General features: G+C 47.8%; 17 protein-coding genes. 8 read left to right on the forward strand and 9 right to left on the reverse strand.

Features of this window, described 5'->3' with window-relative positions; all coding sequences use genetic code 11:
- Window positions 1-269: 269 nt before the first annotated feature.
- The 6 genes from ACCI49_RS20300 to ACCI49_RS20325 all read right to left on the reverse strand — a co-directional run bounded on the left by ACCI49_RS20300 (window position 270) and on the right by ACCI49_RS20325 (window position 4,774).
- The gene (locus ACCI49_RS20300; protein ID WP_371841036.1) at window positions 270-518 is read right to left on the reverse strand and encodes a hypothetical protein; all 249 of its coding nucleotides are present in this window, start codon (window positions 516-518) and stop codon (window positions 270-272) included.
- Window positions 519-577: 59 nt separating this feature from the next.
- Entirely contained in the window at window positions 578-991 is a 414-nt protein-coding gene (locus ACCI49_RS20305; RefSeq protein ID WP_371841038.1) for a hypothetical protein, read from the reverse strand.
- Between the two features lie 67 nt (window positions 992-1,058).
- A complete protein-coding gene (locus ACCI49_RS20310; protein ID WP_371841039.1) occupies window positions 1,059-1,784 on the reverse strand; it encodes a 4'-phosphopantetheinyl transferase family protein in 726 nt (241 codons plus the stop codon).
- 100 nt (window positions 1,785-1,884) lie between these two features.
- Window positions 1,885-2,922 carry an enterochelin esterase domain-containing protein gene (locus tag ACCI49_RS20315; RefSeq protein ID WP_371841040.1) on the reverse strand — a complete coding sequence of 346 codons (1,038 nt, stop codon included), beginning with the start codon at window positions 2,920-2,922 and terminating at the stop codon, window positions 1,885-1,887.
- An 856-nt stretch (window positions 2,923-3,778) separates the two neighbouring features.
- On the reverse strand, window positions 3,779-4,255 hold the full coding sequence (locus ACCI49_RS20320) for a GNAT family N-acetyltransferase (RefSeq protein WP_371841041.1): 477 nt from the start codon (window positions 4,253-4,255) through the stop codon (window positions 3,779-3,781).
- A 120-nt stretch (window positions 4,256-4,375) separates the two neighbouring features.
- Entirely contained in the window at window positions 4,376-4,774 is a 399-nt protein-coding gene (locus tag ACCI49_RS20325; RefSeq protein ID WP_371841043.1) for a rhodanese-like domain-containing protein, read from the reverse strand.
- A 144-nt stretch (window positions 4,775-4,918) separates the two neighbouring features.
- Here ACCI49_RS20325 and ACCI49_RS20330 point away from each other — a divergent pair, with 144 nt between their 5' ends.
- The 6 genes from ACCI49_RS20330 (at window position 4,919) to ACCI49_RS20355 (ending at window position 13,404) form a co-directional block, all read left to right on the forward strand.
- Window positions 4,919-5,908, forward strand: a complete 990-nt coding sequence (locus ACCI49_RS20330; RefSeq protein ID WP_371841045.1) for a helix-turn-helix domain-containing protein — start codon at window positions 4,919-4,921, stop codon at window positions 5,906-5,908.
- Window positions 5,909-6,036: 128 nt separating this feature from the next.
- The gene (locus ACCI49_RS20335; RefSeq protein ID WP_371841046.1) at window positions 6,037-7,047 is read left to right on the forward strand and encodes a tryptophan--tRNA ligase; all 1,011 of its coding nucleotides are present in this window, start codon (window positions 6,037-6,039) and stop codon (window positions 7,045-7,047) included.
- 95 nt (window positions 7,048-7,142) lie between these two features.
- Window positions 7,143-8,708, forward strand: coding sequence for an AbgT family transporter (locus ACCI49_RS20340; RefSeq protein ID WP_371841048.1), 1,566 nt, complete (start codon window positions 7,143-7,145; stop codon window positions 8,706-8,708).
- A 337-nt stretch (window positions 8,709-9,045) separates the two neighbouring features.
- On the forward strand, window positions 9,046-11,178 hold the full coding sequence (locus ACCI49_RS20345) for a TonB-dependent siderophore receptor (protein WP_371841049.1): 2,133 nt from the start codon (window positions 9,046-9,048) through the stop codon (window positions 11,176-11,178).
- Window positions 11,179-11,289: 111 nt separating this feature from the next.
- Window positions 11,290-11,868, forward strand: coding sequence for a hypothetical protein (locus tag ACCI49_RS20350; RefSeq protein WP_371841050.1), 579 nt, complete (start codon window positions 11,290-11,292; stop codon window positions 11,866-11,868).
- A 27-nt stretch (window positions 11,869-11,895) separates the two neighbouring features.
- Window positions 11,896-13,404: a PepSY-associated TM helix domain-containing protein gene (locus ACCI49_RS20355; RefSeq protein WP_371841051.1), complete on the forward strand. Its 1,509-nt coding sequence runs from the start codon at window positions 11,896-11,898 to the stop codon at window positions 13,402-13,404.
- A gap of 57 nt (window positions 13,405-13,461) precedes the next feature.
- Here the strand turns inward: ACCI49_RS20355 and ACCI49_RS20360 are convergent, their stop codons facing one another.
- The 3 genes from ACCI49_RS20360 to ACCI49_RS20370 form a co-directional block, all read right to left on the reverse strand.
- Window positions 13,462-13,920: a GNAT family N-acetyltransferase gene (locus ACCI49_RS20360; RefSeq protein ID WP_371841053.1), complete on the reverse strand. Its 459-nt coding sequence runs from the start codon at window positions 13,918-13,920 to the stop codon at window positions 13,462-13,464.
- A 141-nt stretch (window positions 13,921-14,061) separates the two neighbouring features.
- Window positions 14,062-14,781: a lipase family alpha/beta hydrolase gene (locus ACCI49_RS20365; protein ID WP_371841054.1), complete on the reverse strand. Its 720-nt coding sequence runs from the start codon at window positions 14,779-14,781 to the stop codon at window positions 14,062-14,064.
- A gap of 108 nt (window positions 14,782-14,889) precedes the next feature.
- Window positions 14,890-15,387, reverse strand: a complete 498-nt coding sequence (locus ACCI49_RS20370) for a PH domain-containing protein (protein WP_371841056.1) — start codon at window positions 15,385-15,387, stop codon at window positions 14,890-14,892.
- A 182-nt stretch (window positions 15,388-15,569) separates the two neighbouring features.
- Here ACCI49_RS20370 and ACCI49_RS20375 point away from each other — a divergent pair, with 182 nt between their 5' ends.
- Both ACCI49_RS20375 and ACCI49_RS20380 read left to right on the forward strand, forming a co-directional pair.
- The gene (locus tag ACCI49_RS20375) at window positions 15,570-16,457 is read left to right on the forward strand and encodes a patatin-like phospholipase family protein (protein ID WP_371841057.1); all 888 of its coding nucleotides are present in this window, start codon (window positions 15,570-15,572) and stop codon (window positions 16,455-16,457) included.
- A gap of 383 nt (window positions 16,458-16,840) precedes the next feature.
- Window positions 16,841-17,299, forward strand: a complete 459-nt coding sequence (locus ACCI49_RS20380; protein WP_371841058.1) for a GFA family protein — start codon at window positions 16,841-16,843, stop codon at window positions 17,297-17,299.
- Window positions 17,300-17,462: the final 163 nt, after the last annotated feature.

Here is a 17,462-nt window from a genome sequence, read left to right on the forward strand (position 1 = left end):
AAACTTCCTCAAAGGCACAGTGGGTGATGCGATAAATCTCCTCATGGCTGCGTGTGCCTGGAATTTGAGAAAATGGATGATCAGGGCGCTGGAGGCGTTTTTTTGTGCCCTAAAAAATCGTTTTCACCTATTTTTATGATCTTAAATCCGTTCCGGCTAATAATACGGATATTTTACTTACGTTTTGGAAGGTGGATTTAGTCCGAATCGCCCCGTAAACCCTCATTACACCGTGCTGGAGGTAAGTGTTTGGTTTTTTTCAGGGCCGACTAATTAGGCTTCAGTCCGCCGCGTAAAATGATATGGCAATTGGGGTTACCTTTGGTTTCGATAGCCTGAATTTTACCGGTTTGCGCAGGGCTGCAGAAAATTTGCTTAGACTTGGCTGAATGAATCGCATTGATAGCGATGCTGATATTTCCGTCCGTACCATTTTTAAAGCCAATAGGGCAGTGTAAGCCAGAGGCAAGTTCACGATGAATTTGTGATTCAGCAGTCCGGGCGCCGATAGCTCCCAACTGATCAAATCAGCAATATAAAGCGCATTGATTGGGCATAGAAACTCAGTTGCAGTCCATTAATCAAGCGTATTAATATCCAGGAGTAGCTTACGGGCCTTGATAAGCTCTGTCTCCATATCAGAACTTCCATCCAGGTATGGATCATAGATCAGGCCCTTCCATCCAACTCTAGTTCGAGGCTTTTCCAAATTGCACCGCATAATGATACAAAGGTTGTTATCGAAGTGCTTTTTAATGTGGGATAACCTGTGCGCACAATTAAGCGCCGCCTCAGTATCATGGATAGAGCACGGGCCGACTATTACCAATAAGCGATCATCCTTTATGTTCAAAATATGGGAAATGGTGCTTCTGGTTTTTCCTATTTGCTCTGTGATATTGGAAGGGCAGGATGTCCCCTGAATAAGCTCCTGGACTCCAGGATTACCCACATTTTTATGAGCGTTTAATACTGCTGAGGCAGCAGACATGGGGAAATCCTTTTTTGTCTGTCTGTTTGATTTAATGTTTTGAAAAATGATTTTTTAAAGTTAATTGTTAATACTCCATCAAAGTTAGAATGCCGCTTCGATGAAAGTAATATCTACCGTTAAATATTTGCCCAGACCTGACGTCTGTACAAAGATCTCGCTTTAAGGTTAATGAGAGTATTTGCTCTTTTTCGTTGATGTTTGTAATTTCCGCATCAAGAAAGTCAAAATATTGGTTTACGATAGGGTATAAAGCTTTAAAGAGGCTTTCCTTTATTGAAAAGGCGATTGTTAACCAGTGATTTATTGACATGCCTGAATAAGATAGCCGGGCTTCCTCCATTAAATTTACAATATTGCCTTTTATCCCTGTGGCAGTTTTATCTGTTATTAGTAATTCGTAATCAATACCAACGGATTCAGAGTTAATACTCAAAGCACAGAGTGCTATATTGCCTGCATGGGTGATGGAACCCTTTAATCCATGTGGCCATCGCGGAGCCCTTCTATCACCAATGGGAATCTCGGTATTATCATATCCCAACTGCTTGAGCGCTAACTGGGCACAATGCCTTCCCGATAGAAACTCTGCCTTTCGTTTTACAATTGATCGTCGTATTTCCTCGGGAAAGCTTATTCCAAGCTTGGTAAAAAGTTGATCGTCATAGTGCTCCGGATTGTATTGGCACTCCCAAAGCACATCGGAAAACCCCGACAGGCTAATCTGTTCCGTTTTTGAGATAAAATTATATTGGGCTAAGTCTGCAAAGTTACTACTGTTTTTCATCATCATGAAGCTACTGTGTTTGAAATTTCTTTGTTCTTTTCGTCTTTACTCGCCCTTTATTCTGGTGTGTTTTTACTGGTAGTAGAGCCGACGAATTGAGCATTATTTATACTATTAAATCCGAACACCATAGCCAGGGAGATACTGGAAGTTGCCATGGAGAGATATAGCGCACTTGAGGCGAGGGAAAAAAGCTTGTCCAAAATACTGAGACCTTCAGACCAGCATATATTAGAATTAGTAACCATGACTGATATTCATGCGGTGATCCATAAGTGTAATTCCACACCTTCCTGCGCACCTGAAATATTTGGCTATGCCAAGATTCTTCCTTGATATGTCCCTGAAGTACAGGGTTGTCTTCTATGTGTTTCACTAAATCGTAGTTTTTCCAGGCCTCTTGCTGTAGAGTGTTGGGTAAATAAATTGCAGAAAATTCTTTACCCCAAGTGCCATTTTTTAATGAAGAAATATTGGGCGGGTCTGGAATAGAGCTGGTAAGTAATTGATTCCGCAAAAGTCGACAGTTTTGCTCTAATTTGCTATTAGCAGCACTTTGTTCCACCCAATTACTACTAATGAAATTTTCTGTCACAGGAATTAATCGGTAGCCGCCAAGCCAAAAAATTTCAGTTTGTAGACGCATAAACCAGATACCTGTACGCATCAGGCGAGTTAATGCTGCTAGATGATATGTCTGGCGGCTGGTTACGCTATTAATGTCTGTATAAACAGCTTTGATCTCTGACTCTGTTTTTTTCCCATAAGGATCGTGCCAAAGACAGGTGAGCGTACTTTGACTTTTTTCGAAGCGCTTCTTATTGACAAGTGGGAGTCCCTGCTTTGCTAGCGCGTCCCACCACATTTTGCTTCCAACCTTTAGTTTCGGCGAAAAAAATAAACTTTTTGTAATCGAGAGCATAGATGCGCTCATCATTTTGCTTGTTGAGTTGTATAGCCTGAAATTGTCGCCCTTTATTCCTTCCGGATGTGTTTTCAGAGGTAGTCCTTGAGCTAACCGGTAACTTACATCACTAATGTCAAATTGTAAATGCAAATTGTTCTTATTAGCGTTGATTGTGAAGTATATCAAAGGCGGATGTGAAAGGATGGGTACTATTTGAGCTCTAAAGGTTGATGGCATAGGGTGGGGAGCTGCAACCTGGCCCGTATGTTTGGCGGTGATACTTGAACAGCTTGTTTGTTCGGCATTGATTGTAGTGGTGATAACTATCGCGTCATCAAGAAAGCTTTTCAGGAAGACCTTCTAACTGTCGAATTCACTAAACCACAGTGTTTTGTGGTTGACTAGTGCCTGCTTGGCAAGGGTGAACATCCCGAAGGTGAGGATTAGTTGTAGTGGTTCAGACTTGATCTGACAATTACTGGTTTTTCAGAAGATTTTCTGTCAGGTCAGGTTCAGTTTGCGAATTTTTTCTTCCAGATTTTTAACAGTCTTCAAGTGTTGCCATCGGTGTGTGTAGCGGTCAAGTAAGTTTTGGCTACCGCCTTTTGAGCATCTCAAGATTAGAAAGCTCACAGGTTAGGAGTTAGATTAAGTATTGTCTACCCAGCAGGCTCAATAATTAAACTAGCAGTTGTCAATACTATAAACGAATTTATGAATAGGTTTAGTTGTTCGTTTGAGATGTTTTTTTTGTGCTCATATTTAAATGCTAACTTCGCACAGCTCTTACTACTGGGTCAGAAGAAAAAAATACACTGCACTTGGGATGTGCTGTGAATACATCCCTGTAAGCTCGTAATTGGCATCCATGCCTCCTACGGCCCCGAGCGCAGTGTATTCTTTCGTTCCCTCTTTTTAGTAAGCCGCCAACATAACTAAATTTATTGGGCTTTGTTGTGGTTTAATGGAGGCTCATATTCCTTTAAAGTGAGTATATCTATAGTATCTAACTTAACCAGTTCCGTGGCTCACCTAGCTGGACTTCAAGGCTCTTTGTTTGTGAGGAACTGTAGCAGCGGTGGGTAAGAATTCTTTAAAAGCGCCAATCGATTTTGGCTTTCTTTGTGCTGAGGGACCAGGTTTGCCATTGCTGTTCTACAGATGCGCCCAGCTGCTTATAAAAATCTTGCGCATTGATATTCGAGCAAAGTACTTCCCACTTTATTTTTGTACTACTCTGCTTGCGGGCTTCATAGATCAGATGATGCATTAAAGATTTGCCTATTCCTTTTCGACGGTATTTCATACTGTCATTTACATATAATTCCTTAATCCAGAACCAGGGAGTTAAGTCATAAGTAAATGGCAGGGGGTAAAAAGCCAAGTAACCAATAATTACTCCATTATCTTCAGCGACTAGACACTTGAAATCTGCTTGCTCGAATAGTCGGCTTTTCAGTTCACGCTCGTTGACTTTGAACTCAGTTAGATAACCTTCAAATTTGGCGAGGGCACGCATCATTTTTAATAATTGGGCACCATCGCAAGGCATTGCGTAACGTATTTGCATTGGTCTCTTTTTTCTTTATTGGAATTCAGCTTGGGGAGACGATTTTGGGCGCAGTCCTGCGCCCTCTTGATTTCTGAATTGGTGAGACAAGATCCAACTTGCTTACTCGGCGGTGGTAGTTTAGCTATCTTTAATTAGATGAAATCCTTCATCTATCCAACCAGTAACACCACCAATCATCTTTTTTACCGGGCGACCCAACTTGGCAAGCTTGATAGCGGCTTTCTCTGTGGCATTGCAGTGGGGGCCTGCACAGTAGACAACAAACAGTGTATTGGCTGGGTAGTTGGATAAAGATTTTTCATTGATACGTTGGTGGGGCAGGGAGTGAGCATCCTGGATGTGGCCTTGCCGGAATGATTCTTCGCCACGGACATCCAGTAGAACAAAATCCCGTCGCCCATTGGTAATGGCATGGTGGACATCCCAGCAGTCAGTCTCGAAGGCCAGCAATTCCTGAAAATGTAGCAGGGCTTGTTGGCTGTTGGCTGGGGCGAAGCGGCTTACAGCTGAGCTCATAAGTATCTCCTTGGTTCTTACTCTCATAAAAGCTTGCGCATAGTTTGTTCCCTGGCTGACAATTAGGCGATTGGCTTGAACGCCAAATAGCGTTAAGTTTGAGCCAAGCGTTGTATGGTGGTGACTGATAAAGGGGCCGGGCCAATGGGGCGTAGTGATCCAAAGCGAGTAGCGATTCTGGTGCACCGACAAGTTGCCTTGTTTGAACTTGGCTGCGCGACTGAGCTGTTCTGTTTGTCTCGCCCTGGTATGGATGAGCTCTATCAGGGTGAGGTGGTCTCCTTTGCCCCAGAAGCCCCGGTAGGCGTGGGCGGAGTGTCTCTGCAATGTAAGCAGATCAGCAATTTGTTGGATTACGATCTGCTAGTGGTTCCCTGCTGGTCTACTACGTCACAGGCCAAAGATCGTTATTTGGACTCTTTGTACGGTGCTCTGGAGGGGTTCGTTGCGGAGGGGCGACAAACCCTGACTTTCTGCTCGGGTTCATTCCTGCCTGCTGAAGTTGGCTTGCTCGATGGGAAGCAAGCTACTACCCACTGGCGCTATGCGGATGTCTTCAAACAGCGTTTCTCCAATGTGGAGTATGTGGGGGATGTGCTTTATGTATGGCAGGGTGTGCTGGCCTGTTCGGCTGGCAGCTCGGCGGCAATAGATCTGGGGATAGAGTATTTGCGTCGCAATCATGGCCATCAGTTTGCCAACTCTGTGGCTAAGCGCTTGGTGATGTCTCCCCATCGACAGGGAGGGCAGGCCCAGTTCGTGGAGACTCCAGTTCCCAAGAGGCCAGACCATTTCTCGGGGGCGCTGGATTGGGCCCTTGCCAATCTACATAAACCAATCATGGTAGGGGACCTGGCAGAGCAGGCCCATCTTTCACGTCGCAGTTTTGATAGGAAGTTCCGCCAGTCTATGGGTGTTGCTCCGAAGGAGTGGTTGATTCAACAGCGTTTAAGGATGGCGCAGAAGGCGCTGGAGTCTGGCAAGGAGAGTGTCGATCTTGTAGCGCAAATTGCAGGCTTCGAGAGTAGCGCAACCCTTCGTCACCATTTCCGCAAAGTCTTCGGTATATCCCCCGGGCAATACCAAAGGCAATTCGCCTGTCCGGAAAGGCTTGGGGTTATAGAAGAGGAGTGAGTCTTTGGCGATGAGGGTAAGGGGCTTACTGGCTGGAAGCCGAACCTTTCAGTTGATACAACCCTAGCCGCGAACAGGTTATGATTCGCCCTTTATTGCCTGAATTCAGCACAGGAAACAAAGGATTTATGACCAAGCAGCGCGTATTGACCGGTATTACAACTACCGGCACTCCTCACCTGGGTAACTATGTTGGCGCCATTCGCCCGGCTATTGCGGCCAGCCAGGACGAGAATAACCAATCTTTTTACTTCCTGGCCGATTATCACGCGCTGATCAAGTGTCAGGACCCGGAGCAGGTACATCAATCCACCCTGGAGATTGCCGCCACCTGGCTGGCTTTGGGTCTCAATACAGACAATGTAGTGTTCTATCGGCAGTCCGATATTCATGAAATCCCGGAGTTGACCTGGCTGCTGACCTGTATGACCGGTAAGGGCCTGATGAACCGCGCCCACGCTTACAAGGCTGCCGTGGATGCTAACCGTGTGGATGGTGAAGATTCTGACTTCGGTGTCACCATGGGTTTGTATAGCTATCCGATCCTGATGGCTGCAGACATCCTGATGTTCAATGCCAATAAAGTGCCGGTGGGCAAGGACCAGGTCCAGCACATTGAAATGGCTCGCGATATTGCCCAACGTTTTAATCACCATTATGGCGAACACTTCGCGCTGCCAGAGGCGGTAGTGGACGACCATGTTGCCGTGCTGCAAGGGCTTGATGGTCGAAAAATGAGCAAGAGTTACGGCAATACTATTCCGTTATTCCTGCCTGAGAAGAAACTGAAGAAGCACATCAATAAGATCAAGACGAATCTTCTGGAGCCAGGCGAGCCTAAAGATCCTGATACTTCAACGGTCTTCCAGATCTGGCAGGCATTCGCTACTAAAGAGCAAACCGCAGAAATGCGTAAGGCGTTTGAAGAGGGTATTGCCTGGGGCGAGGCCAAGAAGCAGCTATTCGAGCTGGTTAATGGCCAGATCGGTGAGGCCCGTGAACGGTATAACACTCTGCTTGAAAACCCATCTCAGATTGAAGAAGAGCTGGAAAAAGGGGCGGCTAAGGCGAGAGCTTACTCTGCTCCGTTTATCGAAAAATTGCGCAGTGCGGTAGGTATCCGCAAGATCGGCAAGTAACGTTTTCAATTAAAGTTAGGAGGCTATGGCTTCCGTAGCCGTCCCATAGATAAAAGAGCATTTATAAAAATATAACGAAACAACAGGGATTCATTATGGAAAATGTTCAAGCTAACCCTGCAGAGGATGGCGACGCGAATAAGAGCGGCTGGATCAACCGGGCGCTCAATTTTATTGAAGTGGTGGGGAACAAGCTTCCTGATCCGGCAGTGCTCTTCCTCGTATTAATGGTTGTTATCTGGGTGCTGTCCTGGATGTTGTCTGGGGTAAGTTTCGATACTTTGCATCCAGCCACAGGTGAGGCAATCCAGGTTACCAACCTGCTCTCCAGTGGTGAGCTGGCTCGCTTCCTCTCCAGTATGGTGACCACCTTTACGAGCTTTGCCCCCCTTGGTGTGGTGCTGGTGGCCATGTTGGGCGTCGGCGTTGCAGAGCAGAGTGGCTTTATTAACGCCGTTCTGAAAAAGCTGTTGGCGGTGACCCCGCAGATGCTGCTCACCCCGATGCTGATTCTGGTGGCGATTGTCAGCCATACCGCGGTAGATGCCGGTTATGTATTGGTGATCCCCTTGGGTGGCGTGATCTTCTATGCGGCTGGTCGTCATCCTTTGGCAGGTATCGCTGCAGCTTTTGCCGGGGTATCCGGTGGTTTCTCAGCAAACTTTGTTCCTTCGGCCATTGATCCCTTGCTGCAGGGCTTTACCCAAACCGCGGCACAGATTGTTGACCCCGAGATTCAAGTAAACCCTCTCAACAACTGGTTCTTCACTTCGGCTTCCTGTCTCGTAGTGACTATATTGGGCTGGTGGCTCACCGATAAGGTAATTGAGCCCCGCCTGAAAAATGTCGCCATTGATGGGGACAAAGAGGATATGCCAGTAATGCAGGAGCTGGGTGCTCGCGAAAAAAAGGCCATGTACCTGGCAGTGATCGTAATGGTGGCTGGGGTTGTGGGTCTTATCGCCTGGATGTTGCCGGAGACTTCTGCATTGCGCGACTCCCAGGGGCAATTAGCCTCCTTTAGCGCGCCGGTTATGAAGTCTATTGTGCCGCTGATCTTCTTGCTATTTGTTATCCCTGGAGTTGTATTTGGATATGCCGCTGGCACCTTCCGCAAGAGTAAGGATGTGATCGATGCGATGTCCAAGACCATGGGCTCCATGGCTTACTACATCGTGATGGCATTTTTCTGTGCCCTGTTTATATCTGAGTTTGCCCGCTCTGGTTTAGGTACTCTGTTATCGGTAGAGGGTGGCAGTTTGCTTGCTGCTATGAATTTGCCGGGCCCGATTACCCTGATGGGTATTATTGTGCTGGTGGGATTTATTAACCTGTTTGTGGGTTCCGCCTCTGCCAAGTGGGCGTTATTATCGCCGATCTTTGTGCCTATGTTGATGCAGATTGGCTTTTCCCCAGACCTGACCCAGGCAGCATACCGTGTTGGTGACTCTTCAACTAATATCATTACCCCGCTGATGCCCTACTTCCCGCTAGTGGTTGTCTATTGCCAGCGATACGTGAAGGGCACGGGTATTGGAACATTGGTGTCTATTATGCTGCCTTACTCGGTGGCGTTCTTGATCTGCTGGTCCATATTCCTGGTGATTTACTGGAATTTGGGTATGCCCTTGGGGCTGCAAGCCAGCTATACATACCCCTAAACGGGTATTGCACCTCATAGTAAAATTAGCTCACTGAAAAAAGTCCTATTCTGGATGGCGGCTGTCTGGCGGCCATCCAGCATTCTTTCTCCGTTTTTAAGTCCTCCCTGATCTTTCTTTGTTCTCTCGTGTTGGTTCGTTAATGCAGTTTGGCTGCTGCAAAGTTGTCTTTTTCTTCCGAATTTATTGTCATTAACTGCTGCGGGGGCACTTTTAGTAAAAAATTGTTTCAATGGTGTTGTAGGTAATAATGATTCGCATTAGGATTTGCGGTAAGTTGTTCGTATTGCAGCCAAGCTGTGATCTATTTAAACCTTGTAGGCACTGAGGGATCCCCATGAGTACCGCTAGAACCAAAGGTATGCAAAAAGCTTCTGCTGTATTTTCTGGAATCAGTCGTTCTTTATTGGCGCTGACTATTACTGCAGGCGGTTCTGCGGTGGCATTTGCAGCGGATGAATCTAATGAGCGTATCGAAGAAGTAAATGTTACGGGGCATTTGAATCTTTCACGCCAAACTTCTGTGGGCAAACTCGATGTCTCCGTACATGAAACACCTTTCTCTGTAACCGTTCTGGACAACGACTTTTTTAGAGATGTCGGCTCGAAAACTGTTCAGGATGTTCTGCAATATACTCCGGGCGTGAACGGCGGAACTTACGGTGTTGATGTCCGTGGTGATTGGTCTCTGGTGCGCGGTGTTGATCCTGCGATTTTTATTGATGGCCTTCAGTCCATATTCGGTAGCTACACTAGTGCCCGAGCGAATCTTTATGCTTATGACCGCATTGAAATTCTTAAAGGTCCTTCCTCTGCACTTTATGGGCAGGGCTCAACAGGCGGTATCGTAAACTTAGTGTCCAAGCGTCCCAAAGAGGAGTTTGGTGGTGAAGTAGTGGTTCAAGTTGGTAGCTATGATCACCAAGTTTTTGCCACTGACGTTACTGGTTCCATGGATACTAATGGTGAGTGGCTCTACCGAGTAGTAGGTTATAAACGATCTGCGGATACCCAAGTAGACTATGTCAATAATGACAGCACCTTGCTGATGCCATCCATCTCATGGCGCCCAAGTGCGAACACCGAGATTACTTTCCAGGCTACTTATCAGGATGATGAGAGTGGTACCTCTACAGCATTCCTGCCCTGGGGTGGTACCCGTATTGACAACGCAAACGGTGATATCCCAACTGATACTTTCCACAGTGAGCCGGGTTGGGATAAATATAATACGGAGCAGACTGCTTACAGCATTTGGGCTGATCACCGCTTTAGTGATAATTGGGGTGTAAATGCCAGCGTCCGCTATGCCAAAGGTGAGGTAGATTACAACACCATGTATGGCAAGTTCGACGAATCCCGCCGTAACCCAAATATCAGTAAGATGGAACGAGACGCATTTACCAGTGAAGCCAGTACAGATATGCTGATTTTTGATCTGCGTATTTCCGGTGAGTTAACTACGGGTATCGTCGGCCACCAAGTTTCATTTGGTCTGGATAGCCAGGATGCGACTACAGATAATGATTATGGCTATGCTGATGGCGGGGTGATTAATATCTTCGATCCAGAGTACGGATATATACCCGAAGGTCTGGCAATTACGGATGGGCCGGAGACAGATACGGAGCAGTTGGGTTTTTACTTCCAAGACCATATGACGGTTGGAAACTTGATAGTAACGACTGGTGTTCGTAGGGACTCTACAGAGTCGCAGACTGAAGGTTCTGTCGCATTGGAAGACGATGTTACTACTATGCGCCTCGGGGCGATGTATGCATTTGATATAGGTATCTCACCTTATATCAGCTACTCTGAATCTTTCGAGCCGGTTAGTGGCTCAGATCGTAATGGTGACTCACTCAAGCCTATCGAGGGTGAACAGATAGAAGTAGGTATTAAGTATCAGCCAGAAGGTACCAACCTGCTCTTGACTGCTGCTGCCTACGATATCGTACAGAAAAATCGACTCACAACAGACCCTGCCGATATTAATTTTGATACTCAAACCGGCGAGGTCTCTATTGACGGTATTGAGCTGGAGGCAACCGGCAAGCTAGGTGACCTTACCTTGGTCGCCGGCTACAGTACTACCAATACCGAGATCACCAAGAGCAATGTTACAGGTGAAGTTGGTACTGCAATTGAGGCTGTTCCCGAGGAGCTAATAACTCTATGGGGTGACTACGACCTGAGTGCATTACTGTCAGGTCTGAATATTGGCGTGGGCGTTCGTCATGTTGGCGAAAGCTACACTGGTGTTGAAGATCCCACAGGAACCTTCCCATCGTACAACCCATCTTACACACTGTATGACGCAGCTATCGGATACTCTTTGGATAGCTGGCACTTCCAGTTAACTGGGAAAAACCTGACAGATGAGATTCATACTACCGCTTGCTTGAGCCGCGGTGATTGCTTCTACGGTGAGCGCCGTTATGTAACGGTCGAAGCACATTATATTTTCTAAGTTAGAGTAGGCTAGGAGTCTGTTCGCAGGGGGAGTCTGTGGGCAGGCTCCCTTTTTTACGTTTTAGCAATCAGACAAGGAGTCGAGACTCCTAATGTGATGGTTATGCCAATGTCTTTTTATATGATTGCCGGTGTGTCCAGTGTTTTTGCCCTGATCGGAATTTCGCTTCTTTATTCTGCTTGGTCCTGTGGCGGTGCCCAGCCTTTGCGTGCTTGGTCTGGCTGGGGCTTTATAGTGCTATCGGCTCTAAGCTGGAGTTCAATAGTTGGGGTGGAGTTTGGGGTTAGTATTGCCACTCTGATAGTGATGTTAGGAGTCTTCGCATTACTTGCCCTCAAGGTTGATTGGCCCAGTGGCCCCAGGCCCGTGGAAAAACAGCGCTCAGGTGCTGCCGAATCTCAAGCCCTGCGCCTATTGTGGTTGCGGGGCTTCTTGCGTTTTATGGCCGCCTTCCTTCTACCTACTGTCAGCGGATTGACAGCCGGTTTGCTGTTCTTTGGCTTTACCGATTTTTCGGACACTACCCGCCTTGTGGGAGGAGCATTCCTATCGGTGACCGTTTGGACCCTGGCGATGGTTTGGTGTTGCGCTGATAAAAAGTTACTGCGTCCCTCAACGGGATTGTTGGCATTCTCAGCTGTCAGCGGCCTGCTATTGGCTTTTGCACTGCCCGCTTCGGCAGCATAAATAAACGGACTTGAGTGGGAATTTAACGTGAAATTTTCCTTTAAACCGACGCCCGGCTTTGTCCGCGACATGACCGATGGGCACTCAGTTCTCGGCCTGGCGGTATCGACACTTTTGTATATTGTTTGTATCAGTGGAACACTTGCGGTCTTTTACAATGAGTTTGAGCGCTGGGAGCAAGCCTCTGAGCTGGAAAACCTCAATGTTGAGGCCTCTGTGTACCAGACGGCTACTGAAAACGCTATTGCACTAGCCACGGAAGAAAAAGAGGAGCTTAAGTCGATTTCCTTTACCATTCCCAACCAGGATATGCCCAGGCTGGTGGTTGAAGTTGGTGAGATGGAGCGATACGTATCTGAAGATGGCTCTCTGCTTGGTAAAGTGGAGCATGAGTGGACGCATTTCCTCGCGTATTTGCATTTTGCTCTAAATCTTCCGGTGAGCCTGGGGGTTGTTTTGGTAGGTTTGATTGGGGTAGTGATGTCTGCCCTAATCGTTTCCGGTTTACTGGCTCACCCCAAAATTATTAAAGATGCTTTTTCCTTCCGACTGTCCGGGTCGAAACGCTTGCAGCAGGTGGATCTGCATAACCGCCTGGGTGTTTGGGCATCACCATTCCATCTAGCAATCGCGATTACGGGTGCATTTATCGGTCTGTCCCAAGTCGCAGCTTTCGCAATTGCTGGCGTATTTTTCGAGGGTGATTCAGAAAAGGTGGAGCATATGCTTTATCGCGATCACCTTGTGATGGAGGAAAATGCTCCTGAGGTTGCCTACCCGGATTATGCAGCAATCCTTGCGACAATGGATCGCATTGCGCCGGAAGAAGAGCGCACTCGTATTGAGGTAGCATTTCCTGGGCGTGAGGGGCAGGTTGTCGAGGTTTGGACTCGCGTTCCCGAGCGCTTGGTTTGGGGCGAGCGGTACCATTTCAATTCTGATGGCAGCCTGATTGAGAAAGAAGGTTGGTCTGAGGGGGATACTGCGAAGCAGGTTTATCTCTCCACTTTCCGCTTACACTTCGGCCATTTTTCCGGCTTCCCGGTCAAAATTGCTTACTTCCTACTGGGGGTGGGTATGTGCTTGCTGGTAGTGTCTGGTATCAATATCTGGCTGGTGCGCAAGCGTCAACGCGGCAATCCTGTCGTTCGCTTGGAGCGTGTTTGGACTGCCCAAGTTTGGGGTATTCCATTTGCCATCGCACTGAGTGCAGTTACTTACCTGTTATTTAAATTGAATGCTGCACAGGTATTTTGGTCGGTTACATTGCTGCTCAGTGTGGTGGCTGCCTTTACAGGAACTGTCGCCAAGTGGTCTATGTACCTGCGTGTTGCCACAATTGTTGCTTGTGTGGGGGCGGTCGCTGTTCATGTGGCACAATTTGGTGAGGACTCCTTTGTGCGGGCCTCCCTGGTAGCGAACTCTGTATGGCTGGTGATTGCAGTTGGTATCGCAGTTTCCTGCTTCTATAGTTGGGTGCGCCAAAAAAGCAGTGAGCCAGTGTCACTTAATACCAGTCCGGCAGGTAGTAACTAAGCTGCTTACCAATTGGGGAATCCTGCAACTGCTGTGCAGGATTCCCAGTCCCCTCAGTTACTTTGGGGGCCGTAACATTTCTATATGCGGTATACCGTCTTCCTGGTAGGGCTCTGATACTTGCTCAAACCCAAACCCCCCATAAAATTTATCCAGATACTGCTGGGCTGAAATACGAATCCCCTTATTTGGATACTCATTCTGCGTCTGTTTTACTGCGCGATAAATAAGCTCTTTGCCCAGACCGGTTCCGCGGCTGGACTCTGCGGTAAGTACTCGTCCAATGGAGGGTTCACTGTATTTCTCACCGGGAAATACAACGCGCAAATAAGCCTTTACCTGTAGGTTTTCACTGTCTCCATCCCAGCAGATCAGGTGCCAGGCATGCTGGTCTTTGCCATCGGCATCTTGATAGGGGCAATCTTGCTCTACGGTGAAAACTTCCTGACGTACTCGTAGAATTTCATAGAGCTGGTTGATGGAAAGTTCATTAAAGCTGCACCACTGCCATTGCATCTTGGTTATTTCCTCATAAACAGAGTTTTTATTTCCGCTCCCATAGGTTGGGTTCTTAGTGGGAACCTTTGGCAAAAAGATATTGCCAATTTTTAAGTCTTGCTGAGCCGGTTAGTGCTCAGTCGTATTGCCTGGAATACATTATTGGCTGGGGGTTGAGTTTTTACTTTTGGCAAAAACGCCGTGCTCCAGATAGTATAAGACCTGAGAGATTACCTTTTTATCCTTCATCATAAAAACATGGGTAACAGGCATTTCCAAATGGTCATTCATGCCTTCAAGCTTGGTGCTGGAGACAGAAACTTTGCCATCATCGGTCTCGGGTATCATTTGCGATAGTAGCAGGTTAATGCTGCGTGTTCCGGCGATAATACCAACATCAAAATCTGCTTTTCCCAGTTTGTTGGGAATACTCATTGCACCGGTACCCAATTGTAATCCCGCATCGCCAAAGGCAAACTGGAACCCCGGAAAATTACCGAGCTTATCTACCACTTCGCTACCTTTGTTGGGTGGTCCCAGCATAACCACGCGGTTCAGGTTTTCTATTTTCACTTGGCTCAAATACTGGCGAACCAGAATGCCGCCCATGGAATGGGTGACGAAGTTAATTTCATTTTCACCAGCGCAAGCATCCAACGCTGGCGCAATTGCTTTGCCGGCTAGCTTTTCGATAGGAAATTTTGTGGATGGGTAGTCCACATTGACTGTTCTATATCCAGCATCGTTGATCGCTCTCTCCATCTTGGCCATGAAGCTATCAGATTTTGCGAGGCCGTGAAGTAAAATAACGCAGGCGGAGTGGGCATTCACAGACAGGGCGGCCAGGGAGAGTGCCAGGGCGGCAGTAATTTTTCTCATTTACTTCCTTTCCAGTATTACGTTTTGCTGGAGTATGTTGCTCGCCCTGAAAAAAGCCAAGTGTGCCATTGACGTTGTGCTTCCCCACTTGTTCGGTGTGCAGCCGGGTTAGGAGGTGTGCCGATTCAGCATCTCAACCATGCGTTCGGGCCTGTCTGGGGTAATAACCAGTGTTTTGGTAGGGAAATTTAGTACTACGGCCTTGTCGTGGTCGGTTGCAAAGGCGCGGTAGCGCCCCAGCTTCTCGTTTTGGAAGAGACCGGTATAGCCAAATAGTCCAGAGTTCCCAAAAATACGGACCGATCCTTGCATAGCCGAAGGGTCAGCAGAGGCTTTATTAAGGTCCTGTAAGGGGATTCGTGTTTTCCAGCCCAGGCGGAGAACAAGCAGGCTGTTATTCTGAATGACATAGCCTCTGACCATGAACAAGGCGCCCAACAGCAGTATGGCTGGCGGTAGTGCAAGAGCGATACTAAAGAGTAGGGACGGCGTGGGAGGGGCCTTGGTCATCAGGAACAGCGGAATGGCCAGTAAGAGAGCGGCACTTATGGTGCTGATTATTTTTAGCTGGCGGCTCCATGGGGCTTGAAAAACGGCGGATGGCATAAATTACTCAATGAAAGACAAATAGCCTGAATTCTCCAATCATAGTGGTGATGGAATCAAGTTGGCAAAGACCTTGTCCTAAGTCAGTAGTGATATCGAGGCGGGTCTGGAGAATTTTATGACCTATAAGCCATGTTGCTGGGTGGGGTGTCGAGACTTTGTGTTTTTATGGCGGTTTACCTATGGCCAGTGAGCTAACAAAGAAAGAATCTTTATCTGCCCTTGTAGTGGAGGGTGGTGCTATGCGCGGCATATTCGCCGCGGGTGTGCTGGATGCGTTTATCGAAGCGAATTACTGCCCCTTTGACTTCGCAATTGGTGTCTCTGCAGGTTCGACAAACCTGATTGGATACTTGGCGGGGGATCACGGGCGAAGCCGCCGGATATTGCTGGATCATGCACGTCGCACGGACTTTATAGATTGGCGGCGCTACCTAAAAGGGGGGCATTTTTGCGACATTAGCTGGCTTTGGCATGCCTCTTATAAGGACGTGCCATTAAATACTCAAAACTATATCGACAATGCCGTGCCTCTCTACGCGGTAACAACCAGCATCAATAGCGGTGAGGCTCATTATGTGCGGGTGACGGAAGAGAACATGCATGAAGTGTTCCCTGCGTCCTGCGCTATTCCAATGGCGTATCGTGAATTTCCCATTGTTGATGGCGAGCCAATGACAGATGGAGGGCTTGCCGACTCCATTCCGGTTATCCGTGCTTATGAGCAGGGCGCGAGGGATATTACTGTTGTGCTGTCACGCCCATTGGGTTACCGCAAACCGGTTGGGGCGGCGCCCAAGTTTATTAAGCAGTTCTTCCATGATCACGCACGACTGTTTGAAGCTGTCCTGGAGAGAGGGGAGCGCTACAACCGTGCTTTGGACTTTATCCAATCTCCCCCAAAAAATTGTCGCGTCTCTGTGATTGCGCCGCCGGAAGGCTTCCCGGTAAAACGCTTTACTCAGGAAGCTGAGTTGCTTGAGCAGGGGTATCAAGATGGGAGATCTCTAGGGTGGCGTTTTTTGCGGGGTGAGGCGAGTGCCTCCTTCTCTGCATCGGCAGCAGAGTGAGGCCGATTTGTTTCCGTAGATTTTTGAGGTTCAGTGATGAAGCTCTGAAGTTGGCTTTAAGGAGTTGGGGCTAAATCGGGTGATGGCAAATTACATGCCTGAAGATTATCGATCAGCGGCTCTTTTGCGTCGACTTGGTTTTGTGGTTGAGGGCAGTGCTAAGCGTTATTTATTAATTAATGGGCACTGGGAAGATCATGTGCTGGCGGCGCGAGTCAAATGCGAGAAGACCTCATAGTTTTCCGTAAGGTTATGTGGGGTACCAATTGGCATTTACTTCCTCGTGCCCTTGTAGGAGTCTAAGGTAGGGTTGGGATATTGCTGCTACCCTATTTCGATTTCAGATAAGACTCTGAGTTTCAGCTTATGGGAAGGAGGAAGGAATGAATGGAAAGTGCCTATGTGGTGCTGTCGAGTTTCAGCTGGATGAGCCACTACCTAGCCTTTACCAGTGCCATTGTTCGCTCTGCCGCAAACTGAGTGGCTCCGCATCAGATACTGCGATGTTTGTGGCGCGTGATCAGTTTCGCTGGGTGCGGGGTTTGGACAAGGTTTCTTCATACCGTACTCCAACAGGATACCGCTCAGACTTCTGTAGCGGTTGCGGTAGCACAGTGCCTCACCTAATAAGTAACACCACGCACTTTTGGGTTCCCGCCGGGTTGATAGAAGGGAGCTTAGAGAGCCAAGTGGTTGCCCATTTGTATGTGGACTCCAAGGCGTCCTGGGATCTTATCGCTGGAAATGGCGAGCATTTTGCAGAGATGCCTGAGCTGGAAGAGTTAACCCTCCTGCTACATGCCGATTTCGAAAAGACGGAAACTGAGTTGGTTGAGAGTTAATACTTGGTTCACTGGATGCGCTAGCTAATTGCTGTTCGGTGTGTTCACGCTAGACACAAACAAAAAAGCCCCGCTCTTTCGAGCAGGGCTTTTTTGTATATGGCGGACCGGACGGGACTCGAACCCGCGACCTCCGGCGTGACAGGCCGGCATTCTAACCAAC

Source organism: Microbulbifer epialgicus, assembly GCF_041447265.1.
In the GTDB taxonomy this organism is placed as follows: Bacteria; Pseudomonadota; Gammaproteobacteria; order Pseudomonadales; family Cellvibrionaceae; genus Microbulbifer; species Microbulbifer epialgicus.

What these genes read in the sequence shown, in the direction of transcription:
- ACCI49_RS20305 (WP_371841038.1), bottom strand. Translation starts at nt 991, where the DNA reads ATGTCTGCTGCCTCAGCAGTATTAAACGCTCATAAAAATGTGGGTAAT.
- ACCI49_RS20310 (WP_371841039.1), bottom strand. Translation starts at nt 1,784, where the DNA reads ATGATGATGAAAAACAGTAGTAACTTTGCAGACTTAGCCCAATATAAT.
- ACCI49_RS20315 (WP_371841040.1), bottom strand. Translation starts at nt 2,922, where the DNA reads ATGCCATCAACCTTTAGAGCTCAAATAGTACCCATCCTTTCACATCCG.
- ACCI49_RS20320 (WP_371841041.1), bottom strand. Translation starts at nt 4,255, where the DNA reads ATGCAAATACGTTACGCAATGCCTTGCGATGGTGCCCAATTATTAAAA.
- ACCI49_RS20325 (WP_371841043.1), bottom strand. Translation starts at nt 4,774, where the DNA reads ATGAGCTCAGCTGTAAGCCGCTTCGCCCCAGCCAACAGCCAACAAGCC.
- ACCI49_RS20330 (WP_371841045.1), top strand. Translation starts at nt 4,919, where the DNA reads ATGGGGCGTAGTGATCCAAAGCGAGTAGCGATTCTGGTGCACCGACAA.
- ACCI49_RS20335 (WP_371841046.1), top strand. Translation starts at nt 6,037, where the DNA reads ATGACCAAGCAGCGCGTATTGACCGGTATTACAACTACCGGCACTCCT.
- ACCI49_RS20340 (WP_371841048.1), top strand. Translation starts at nt 7,143, where the DNA reads ATGGAAAATGTTCAAGCTAACCCTGCAGAGGATGGCGACGCGAATAAG.
- ACCI49_RS20345 (WP_371841049.1), top strand. Translation starts at nt 9,046, where the DNA reads ATGAGTACCGCTAGAACCAAAGGTATGCAAAAAGCTTCTGCTGTATTT.
- ACCI49_RS20350 (WP_371841050.1), top strand. Translation starts at nt 11,290, where the DNA reads ATGTCTTTTTATATGATTGCCGGTGTGTCCAGTGTTTTTGCCCTGATC.
- ACCI49_RS20360 (WP_371841053.1), bottom strand. Translation starts at nt 13,920, where the DNA reads ATGCAATGGCAGTGGTGCAGCTTTAATGAACTTTCCATCAACCAGCTC.
- ACCI49_RS20365 (WP_371841054.1), bottom strand. Translation starts at nt 14,781, where the DNA reads ATGAGAAAAATTACTGCCGCCCTGGCACTCTCCCTGGCCGCCCTGTCT.
- ACCI49_RS20370 (WP_371841056.1), bottom strand. Translation starts at nt 15,387, where the DNA reads ATGCCATCCGCCGTTTTTCAAGCCCCATGGAGCCGCCAGCTAAAAATA.
- ACCI49_RS20375 (WP_371841057.1), top strand. Translation starts at nt 15,570, where the DNA reads ATGGCCAGTGAGCTAACAAAGAAAGAATCTTTATCTGCCCTTGTAGTG.
- ACCI49_RS20380 (WP_371841058.1), top strand. Translation starts at nt 16,841, where the DNA reads ATGAATGGAAAGTGCCTATGTGGTGCTGTCGAGTTTCAGCTGGATGAG.